This is a genomic window from Nocardia sp. GP40, from assembly GCF_050434125.1.
GTDB lineage: Bacteria > Actinomycetota > Actinomycetes > Mycobacteriales > Mycobacteriaceae > Nocardia > Nocardia albiluteola.
In genome coordinates this window covers 1-8,790 of record NZ_JBNPVW010000001.1, presented here as the reverse complement: position 1 = coordinate 8,790, position 8,790 = coordinate 1, and the positions used below count along the sequence as shown (strand labels likewise).

Sequence of the window (8,790 nt, the reverse complement as noted above, 5' to 3'; positions counted from 1 at the left end):
TAGCTAACGCTTACTTGGCGGTTGGGTCATCAAAAGCGGTTCGATCGGACGTACGAGTAACGCCGTCGGCAGGTTCAGCGATATGACAGCTATTGGCTGCAGAGTGCGGCTCGACGGAGCTGTCCGCCTTCTCACCGAAAGTTAGTGCATTTGTCCGATTTCACCGGTTTTCGATCGCCAGCACGTCGGCGGGCGCGGTACAACCCGTTTCGTGCACCGGTCCACCGTGCGTCGACCCGCGAATCCGGCGGCAGCGACCGGTTTTTCGGCGCCTGCCAGGGACGTGTGCGGTGAATTTCGGTCCGGCACGACCGCAACCGGCGGGCAAGCGCCTTTCGAATCGTCGGCGCTCAGGTCGTCGGCCGTGGACTCGATGTCCCGATCGTGGCGTAAAGCGAGATGTTGATGGAGCCTCGCCACAGGTGCCGGGGCTCTATCTGCTCGGAATCCCAGTTGCGGGTGGCGCGCGCCGCGTCGCCGTATCCAGGCCCATCGCCGACCCGGATCCAACGGCACCGGCGCCCCGGGCGAGTGCCGGGGCGCCGGTGCGCTGCGGTGTCCTAGCCACACCTCAGCACCCCCGCGCATCGTTGAGCGGGACGAATAGCAAGGCCCTACAGGAGCTTCCGCACCGTCAGGTCCGCGGCGTACTTCTCGATGAGGTCCCGGGTCAGGTGCGGGATATCGCCGCCGGGCCCGAGCCCGGCGGCCTGCACCGCGGCCTGGAACTTCTTGGCGGGCAACGCCGCACCCGAGACCGGCATCCCCGGCGCGCGGTAGGCGTGCAGCAGCGGCAGCAGCGAATGCTGGCGCTGCCGTTCGGGCAGCGCGCGCACGGCGGTCTCGAAACGGGCGAACCACTCGACGTAGTCGTCTATCCGCTCGATCGGATGGCCCGCCTCGATCAGCCAGTCCACGAACTCGTCGAGGGAGATCCCGTCGTCGTGCGGGTTGAGCACGTCGAAGGTCTCGAAGCCGTCGGCGACCTGCGCGCCGAGCACGGTGATCGCCTCGGCCGTGAAATCACCGGGGAGACCGTCGTAGTGGGAGCGCCGCCGGTTGCCCTCGGCATCGGTGGCGTAGAACGACTTCGGCGCCAGCCCGGTGGCCAGCAGGCTCAGCAGCAGCCGGGTGAACACGTCGGGCACGTTGAGCTGGCCGGCATAGCGCGAGTGGGCCAGGATCATGTCCGAGCGGAACACCGCCACCGGCAGGCCGTACTTCTCGTGCGCCTCGCGCAGCAGCACCTCACCGGCCCATTTGCTGTTCCCGTAGCCGTTGGCGTAACCGTCGTCGAGCGAGCGCACGGCGCTGATCTCGCGGATATCGCCGTCCTCGCTGAACGTCTCGGGCCGCACCTGCGAGGCCACGGCCACCGTGGACAGATAGGTGACCGGCTTGATCCGCGCGGTGAGCGCGAGCCGGATCACCTCCGCCGTGCCGACCACGTTGGGGCCGAACAGCTGTCCGTACGGCAGCACGTGGTTCACCAGCGCCGCCGGATGCACGATCAGGTCGGCCGTCTCGGCCAGCCGCCGCCAATCCCGCTCACCCAGGCCGAGATTCGGCTCGCCGATGTCCCCGGCCAGCACCTCGAGGGTGCGCCGCGCCAGCTCCCGGTAGTGCCGGGTCAGCTCCGCATCACCACTGTCGAACACCTCGTCGAGCCGGGCGCGCGCGGCGGCCGCGTCGCTGCCGCGCACCACACAGATCAGCCGGCCGCCCGAATCGTCGAGGCGCTGCAGCCATTCCAGGCACAGGAACCGGCCCAGATAGCCGTTGGCGCCGGTCAGCAGTACGGTCCGCGGCGGCTGCTCCGCGCGCGGCAGGGCGGCGGCACCGGCCAGGGTGGACGCGTCGATGAAGGTGCCGAGGGTCAGGTCGGCGGCGCGGATCTGCGATCCCGTGCCGTGCACCGACACGGCGGTCGGACGGGTTCCGCCCGACCGCCGCTCGTTCTCGATGTACCACGCCAGCTGAGCCAAATCGGTTGCGGGACTGACGATCACCCCCACCGGCACCTCGACCGCAAAGATCTCCTGCAGCAGGGTCGAATACGTCAGCGCGGAGAGCGAATCGCCGCCCAGGTCGGTGAAGTGCACGTCGGGGCGCAGATCGGTGACCGCACAGCCCAGCAGCGCCCGCGCGGCCCGGCCGACGGTATCCAGCACCGGCAGCTCCCCGGCCTCGCGGCGCAGCGCGGCCAGTTCGCTGTCCTGCTCGCTGGCCAGGTCGGCGTAGAGCTGCTCGAGTCGTTCGCCGTATCGCGCCTTCAGCTTGGGGCGCAACAGCTTCGCGATGCCCGAGAGCAAGCCGTTGTCGATGGTGAACGGCTCGGTCTCGAGCAGGAACGCGCGCGGGATTTCGTAGGAGTTCAGCTCGGCCCGCCGGGCGATCTGCTGCAGGGACTCGGCGATGGCCGCGGTCAGCTCCGCGGTATCGGGGTGCGCGGCAACCGCATCGGCGGTCGGCACGATCACGGCCAGCAGATTGGCGCGCTCGCTGCTGCCGTAGACGTAGATCTGCCGAACCAGCGGACTGCCCGCGTAGATGGCCTCGAGCTTGGACACTGCGACGAACTCGCCCTGGGAGAGCTTCAGGACGTTGTTGCGGCGGTCCACATACACCAGCTGGTCCGGGCCCAGCTCGGCCATGATGTCGCCGGTGCGGTAGTAGCCCTCGGCGTCGAAGATCTCCTCGTTCAGCTCGGGCCGCTTGTAGTAGCCCGGGATCAGGGTCTCTGACTTGATCAGCAATTCCCCACGCGGATAGGGCTTGTCGGTGCTGAAGTAGCCCAGCTCGGGCACGTCGACGAGCCGGTAATCGATGACCGGCGGACGCAACACCATATTGTTGATCAGCACGCCGCCGGCGGATTCGGTCGAGCCGTAGCCGTCGACCATCTCGAATCCCAGCACCGAGGCCATGAATTCACGCAGCTGAGCGGACAGCGGCGCGCTGCCGGTGATGGCCATGACGAACCGGCCGCCCAGCACTTGGTCGCGCAGTTCGGTTTTCACCTCGCGCTCCACAGATTCCGGGGCGCCGCCCGCGGCCACCCGGCGGTCGACCTCGCTGCGGAACCGCTGGAACAGCATGTCGACCACGCGCGGCACGAAGAACAGCATGGTCGGGCGGGCCAGCGCAATATCCTCGAACAGCGTCGACATATCGCTGCGCGCCGCGAAATAGACCGTGCCGCCGCGGGTCAGGGCGGAGACCAGATTCCCGCGCCCGGCCACATGGCTCAGCGGCATGAAGCTGAATCCGATCGTGGGCAGGGGTATATCGGCGCCCTGCCGCCACATCCGGGCGACCAGCCGCTCGGGATACATCGCGCCCTTGGGCGCTCCGGTGCTGCCGGAGGTGTAGATGAGCACGGCGAGCGCCTCGTCCCCCGCACCGGAATGCAGTGGCGCGGGGGGCAGTTCGCTGCCGCGAACGATGACCTCGTCCAGGACCTGGACCACCACCGGGCTGTCGGCCAGGCGGGTCCGGGCCGACTCGACCGCGGCGCGGTGGTCGTCGTCCTGCCGATGATGGTCGAAGACGATCAGCGAGCGCACCGCATCGCAGTCCAGCGCCAAATCCACTGCCGCATCGAGCTGTTCGACGCTGGCCGCCAGCACCCGGGGCCGTGTCTCGGCGACGATCGGCGCGAGGTGCGCCATCGCCGCGCCCGCCTGCAACGGCACCGACACCACCCCCGACACGGTGCAAGCCAGATCGATCACGGTGTAATCGGTGCTGGCAAATCCGATGATCGCCGCGAAATCCCCTGGCCGCATGGGCGATTCGGCATCGGAATACCAGACCGCGGCCACCGCGGCGATGCGCCGCCACAACTCGCCGTAAGTAATGGCGTCGTAGCGTGGCAGCAGCCGACCCCGGGTATGCCCGGTCTCGTCGGTAATGTATTCGACCGCACGCATTCCCAGCGCCGACCGCTCCGCATAACTCCCCATCAGTGTCGCAATCGACTGCGCGAGAGGCACTTCCGTCCTTGCCATCTCCGCACCGACCGCCGTATCCGGAACCGCGGCGCGAACCTGCTCGTCGCGGGCGATCAGGTCCGTGACCCGCCGCACGAGCTCCTGCCGCTGCTCTTCGTCCGTCCCGCGCTGAAATTCCGCCAACATAGCCCCTATCTCCCTCGGACTGGTTCACCAGCCGGCCATCACCGGTCGCGAACAACCGTATTGATGCATGTGCCCCGCAAGTAGTTTCAGTCGCTAACTATTCCTCAACCTTCGTCCCCGATTCGGTTCAATGTCAAGTAGCTCGGTACCGGCCAGTTCTGGGAGCCACTGTCTGAAATATCACTCCACGGTGCCGAAATTTCTGCTAACCCGTGTCGATGACGAACTGAATCCGCAGGTCACAGGGCCTTATCTCGCGTCGGTCTACGCTGGACAGCGGGGCCGCACCAACGGAAGGGGCACCCGATGTTCGAACGGTTCTCCGACTCCGCGCGGCGCGTGGTGGTTCTCGCGCAGGAGCAGGCCCGCAGCCGTCATCACGACGTCATCGGCGCCGAACATCTGCTGCTGGGCGTCATCGAATCCGCCCGGGAAGATCGGGCGCCGGGCACACGCGCCGCCCTGGAACGGCTGGGCCTGACGCCGCAGGCCGCCCTCGCGACGATTTCGCTCGACCCCGGACCGGCGAATCACATTCCGGACGCCCATCTTCCGTTCACCGCCGAGGCCAAGACGGTGCTGGAGAACTCGCTGCGGGAGACGATCGCGGTGGGCGAGGGCGTCATCACCCCGGATCACCTGCTGCTGGGCCTCATCCGAACCGTCGGCAACACCGGCGATTCGACCGCAGCCCAGGCGATTTCGTCTCTGCGTCTCACCGCGGAACCGCTGCGGCAGTCGCTCGGCGGGCCGCACTTCTCGCTGTCCCGCCTGGCCACCAAGACCCTGGCGCGCGCGAGCATGGAGGCCCAGCGTTTCGGCAACCCCGACGTCGACACCCCGCACCTGATGCTGGCGCTGCTGGCCACCGACCCCGACCTGTGCAAGCGGGTCTTCGACGCGGCCGGCGCCGACCCCGAGCGCATCCGCGCCGAACTCGACGCCGTGCTGGGCGCGGACGAATAGGAACGAGTCAGGCCGAGAGCTCCGCGAGCAGCCGCCACGTGCGCAGCTGATCGTCCGGACCACCCAAATCGGTTTGGGTGATGAGCAATTCGGTCGCGCCGGCATCGATGTAGCGTCGCAGTCCACGGGTCACGTACTCCTCGTCGCCGATCAGCGCCAGGTCGGCGGCGTACTCGACACCCTCGAGGTTCAGGACCGCGCGATACGACGGGACGGACTCGTAGAAGGCCATGGATTCCGCGGCCCGGGCGCGCACCTCCTCCGGGCGGTCGGTCACCACCGCCGTCACACCGGCCACGATCTGTGCGGCACGAATCGGCCGCTCCGGACGGGCGCGCTCGAACCGCGGCACGATATGCGAGCTCAGGGTCCGCGGACCGGCCAGATTCGGAATCACGCCGTCGGCCAATTCGCCTGTGACCCGCAGCGCCTGCGGTCCCAGCGCGGCCACCAGCAGCGGCACATTCGCGCCGCCGTGCACGGTCGTCGGCAGGGGTGGGCGGGCGTGCACCTGCTCGCCCGCGAGATCCACCCCGCCCTCCTCGATCAGCGACCGCACGGCGGTGAGATATTCGCGCAACCGCGCCACCGGGCGATCCTCATGAATGCCGAATGCCGCCGATTCCAGTGCGGGCGAACCCAATCCGAGTCCGAGCCGGAATCGTCCTCCTGAGGTGGCCTGTACCGTCTGGGCCTGCGAGGCCACCACCACCGGATGCCGCGGATTGATCGGCACCACCGAGGTGCCGACCCCGATGTCGCCGACCGCCTGGGCCACCACCCCCGCGAGCACCAGTGAATCCAGGTCCATCCGCTGCCCGAACCACACCGACCGCAACCCCGTCGACCGCGCCAGCGCCACCAGCTCGATCACATTCGCCACGTCGTTGGCGACCCCGGGCCGCGGCCATACCGAAACCCCGATGGGGACACGATTGTCCATGCAACGAGACAACAGCGGCGGGCGCTGCTGGATTCCGGGCGCGAATTCGCGGTGAACTACCGGTCGCCGCCTCGTGACCTCGGCGGATGCGAGATGCTCTCGATGCCCGCCGGACATGTGCGGGCACCGGGATGTTCAGCCGCCGCCCGTACCGTGACCGGTATCGGACCGGACCAATTGCGGAGGCCGCCAATGTCGAATGCACGCCTGCGAGCGATCTGGATGGGGAACGTGGCCACGGGGGCGCTGGGGGTCACCGCCCGCACGCCGCTGCGGACCTCGCACGCCTACACCCTGTACCGCGCCGAACGAGTTGCCGCACAGTCCGATTCGATCGTCGCCTCGGATCTCGAGGTCGTCACCGTGACCGACACCTCGGCGATCCTGACCTGGACCACGCGGGCACGCGATCGCACCGGGCGGCTGCGGCCCGCGCCCGCCGACACCGAGGTCCGCTTCGCCTCGCGCGGCGCGTTCCGGACGCACTACCTCGACTCCCGGCCCACCGCATACCACTACGCGGAGATCACCGGGCTCGAGCCGGGCCGGTCCTATCGGTTCGAGGCGCGTTCGGCCGGCCGGGTCGCCCTGCCGGCCCACACCCGGGTGACCCGCCGGGCCGGAACACCCGAATCCACAGGCATTTTCACCACCCTGACCCCGCCCCCGGGACCGCTGCTGCGCACCATCGTGCTGGCCAACGACGTCCACTACGGCGAGCGGACGAGCGGGCTGCTGGTCGCGGGGCTGCCGCCGGGACTGCGCCACGAGACCGACGAACATTCCGAATTCATGCTGGACGCGCTGCTGCAGGACGTGCGCGAACGCGACCGCGCGGCCGATCATCTGATCCTCGCGGGCGACCTCACCGACTGCGGCGCCCTCGACCAGTCCCGCGCGGTGCGCGCCCGCCTGGATGCCTGGGGCACGCTCGGCCGGGACTATTACGTCTGCCGCGGCAATCACGACGCTCCGCGGGATCCGCACCGCGACCACTGGGGCAGCGTCTTCCACGGCCTGCAGCAACTCGCCGACTACGACGCCGCCGGCCTGCGCCTCCTCGCCCTGGACACCACGCGCCTGCGCGGTGCGGGAGGCACCATCACGCCGTCCCAGCTGGCCCGGCTGCGCGAGGTGCTGCGCGCCGACCCCCACCGGCCCACCCTGGTCTTCGGCCATCATCCCGTGACCTCCTACTCCGCGGTGAGCAATCCGGCGGGTCCCGGCTTCGTCCTGGACCGCGTCACCGCCGCCGAACTCCACGGCCTCTACCGCGGCGCCCCCGGGGTCTTCCTGCACCATGCCGGGCACACCCACCGCACCCGCGTCAGCCGCCCCGACTCCGATATCGACGTGGAGTTCCTCGAGGTCGGCGCCGTCAAGGAGTACCCGGGCGGCTACAGCCTGCTGCGCATCCACACCGGCGGCTACATGGCGAACTTCTACAAGACCCGCAGCGAGGCCGCCCGGCAGTGGAGTACCCGCACCCGCCGTCAGTACCTGGGCCTGCATCCGGACCACGCCCTCGGCAGCTTCGCGGATCGCAACCACGTTGTGCTGCGCGACTTTTCGGGAGTCACCCCGGCGACACGCCCGGGCGTACCGCTCGCCGGGCATTAGCCGAAACTCCGATACTCACCGAAACACAGTTCTGGGCCGCGGCGTCTCACCCGAGGCACGGCCGTCGCATCGTATGGTGCGATAATCGGCCGCGCGACACCAACGAATAGCAGGTCGCCGGGCTACTGCGGCTCCCTCTGCGCCCCGCCGCGGCCCGGCGGGTGGCCACCGTCCACGCGGTGGTTGGCCCGTCGGTAGCTCGCGCCGCCGACGTTGCTACCCGGCAGGGCCCGCCCCGACCGGGGCGCAGTCTCCGTTTACTCTTGGTTCCGGGAGCAACTACCGACCCGTCGCCGCGTATTCGAGTAATTCGGTGCGCCAATGTGATCGAGGAGAGTATTCAGTGCGAACCGATGGGGATACCTGGGACATCGTCAGCAGCGTGGGCGTCACGGCGCTGGGCGTCGCCGCGTTCCGCGCGATCGAGACGATGAAGCCCGATCCGCTGATCCACGACGACTGTGCACGGCTGTTCGTCGAGGCCGCGGGCGAGCCGCGCTTCCGGGAGCTGCTGGCCTCGCCGCCGGACGACGGCCGCCTGCCCACGGGCATGATAGGGCTGCGCACCAAGTACTTCGACGACTTCTTCATGACGGCCTGGTCCGCGGGAATCCGGCAGGCGGTGATCGTCGCCGCGGGGCTGGACGCCCGCACCTACCGGCTCGACTGGCCGGACGGCACCACCGTATTCGAGATCGACCAGCCCAAGGTGCTGCAATTCAAGCAAGAAGTGATGGCCGCCGATCACATCCGGCCCCGCGCCGAATTGCGCTCCGTCGCAGTGGATCTCCGTGACGACTGGCCGGCTGCGTTGTCCGCGGCGGGATTCGACGCCGACCTGCCCACCGCATGGTCCGCCGAGGGACTGCTGCCCTATCTGCCCGGCGCGACGCAGGATTCGCTGTTCGAGCGGATCGATACGCTGTCCGCGCCCGGCAGCAGGCTCTCGGTGGAGGCCTTCGGCCACCGGCCCGACCACGCCCGCATGCGGGCCACGGAGATGCGGATGTTCGAGAACAGCGGGCTCATTACGCCCCCAACGCTGTTGGCAACTTCTGCTTCGATGTCACGCTGACCTACCGTCGGCTGGAGCGTCCTCGACGCCGTACGACGGCGGTGTGA

At 68.8% G+C, this 8,790-nt stretch carries 4 protein-coding genes and 1 pseudogene; 3 read left to right on the top strand and 2 right to left on the bottom strand.

Translation table 11 applies throughout. From position 1 onward, the window contains the following. Window positions 1–614: 614 nt before the first annotated feature. A complete protein-coding gene (gene car, locus ABH933_RS00025) occupies window positions 615–4,139 on the bottom strand; it encodes a carboxylic acid reductase (protein ID WP_429413528.1) in 3,525 nt (1,174 codons plus the stop codon). A gap of 306 nt (window positions 4,140–4,445) precedes the next feature. Here car and ABH933_RS00020 point away from each other — a divergent pair, with 306 nt between their 5' ends. Next, on the top strand, window positions 4,446–5,105 hold the full coding sequence (locus ABH933_RS00020) for a Clp protease N-terminal domain-containing protein (RefSeq protein ID WP_429413525.1): 660 nt from the start codon (window positions 4,446–4,448) through the stop codon (window positions 5,103–5,105). Window positions 5,106–5,112: 7 nt separating this feature from the next. Here the strand turns inward: ABH933_RS00020 and ABH933_RS00015 are convergent, their stop codons facing one another. After that, window positions 5,113–6,048 carry a TIGR03564 family F420-dependent LLM class oxidoreductase gene (locus ABH933_RS00015; protein WP_429413522.1) on the bottom strand — a complete coding sequence of 312 codons (936 nt, stop codon included), beginning with the start codon at window positions 6,046–6,048 and terminating at the stop codon, window positions 5,113–5,115. 192 nt (window positions 6,049–6,240) lie between these two features. Here ABH933_RS00015 and ABH933_RS00010 point away from each other — a divergent pair, with 192 nt between their 5' ends. Both ABH933_RS00010 and ABH933_RS00005 read left to right on the top strand, forming a co-directional pair. After that, complete coding sequence (locus ABH933_RS00010) at window positions 6,241–7,668, top strand: metallophosphoesterase (RefSeq protein ID WP_429413519.1); 1,428 nt, start codon at window positions 6,241–6,243, stop codon at window positions 7,666–7,668. A 343-nt stretch (window positions 7,669–8,011) separates the two neighbouring features. Further along, window positions 8,012–8,623 (top strand): annotated as a pseudogene (locus tag ABH933_RS00005) (SAM-dependent methyltransferase); the annotation flags it as partial. Window positions 8,624–8,790: the final 167 nt, after the last annotated feature.

What these genes read in the sequence shown, in the direction of transcription:
- car (WP_429413528.1), bottom strand. Translation starts at nt 4,139, where the DNA reads ATGTTGGCGGAATTTCAGCGCGGGACGGACGAAGAGCAGCGGCAGGAG.
- ABH933_RS00020 (WP_429413525.1), top strand. Translation starts at nt 4,446, where the DNA reads ATGTTCGAACGGTTCTCCGACTCCGCGCGGCGCGTGGTGGTTCTCGCG.
- ABH933_RS00015 (WP_429413522.1), bottom strand. Translation starts at nt 6,048, where the DNA reads ATGGACAATCGTGTCCCCATCGGGGTTTCGGTATGGCCGCGGCCCGGG.
- ABH933_RS00010 (WP_429413519.1), top strand. Translation starts at nt 6,241, where the DNA reads ATGTCGAATGCACGCCTGCGAGCGATCTGGATGGGGAACGTGGCCACG.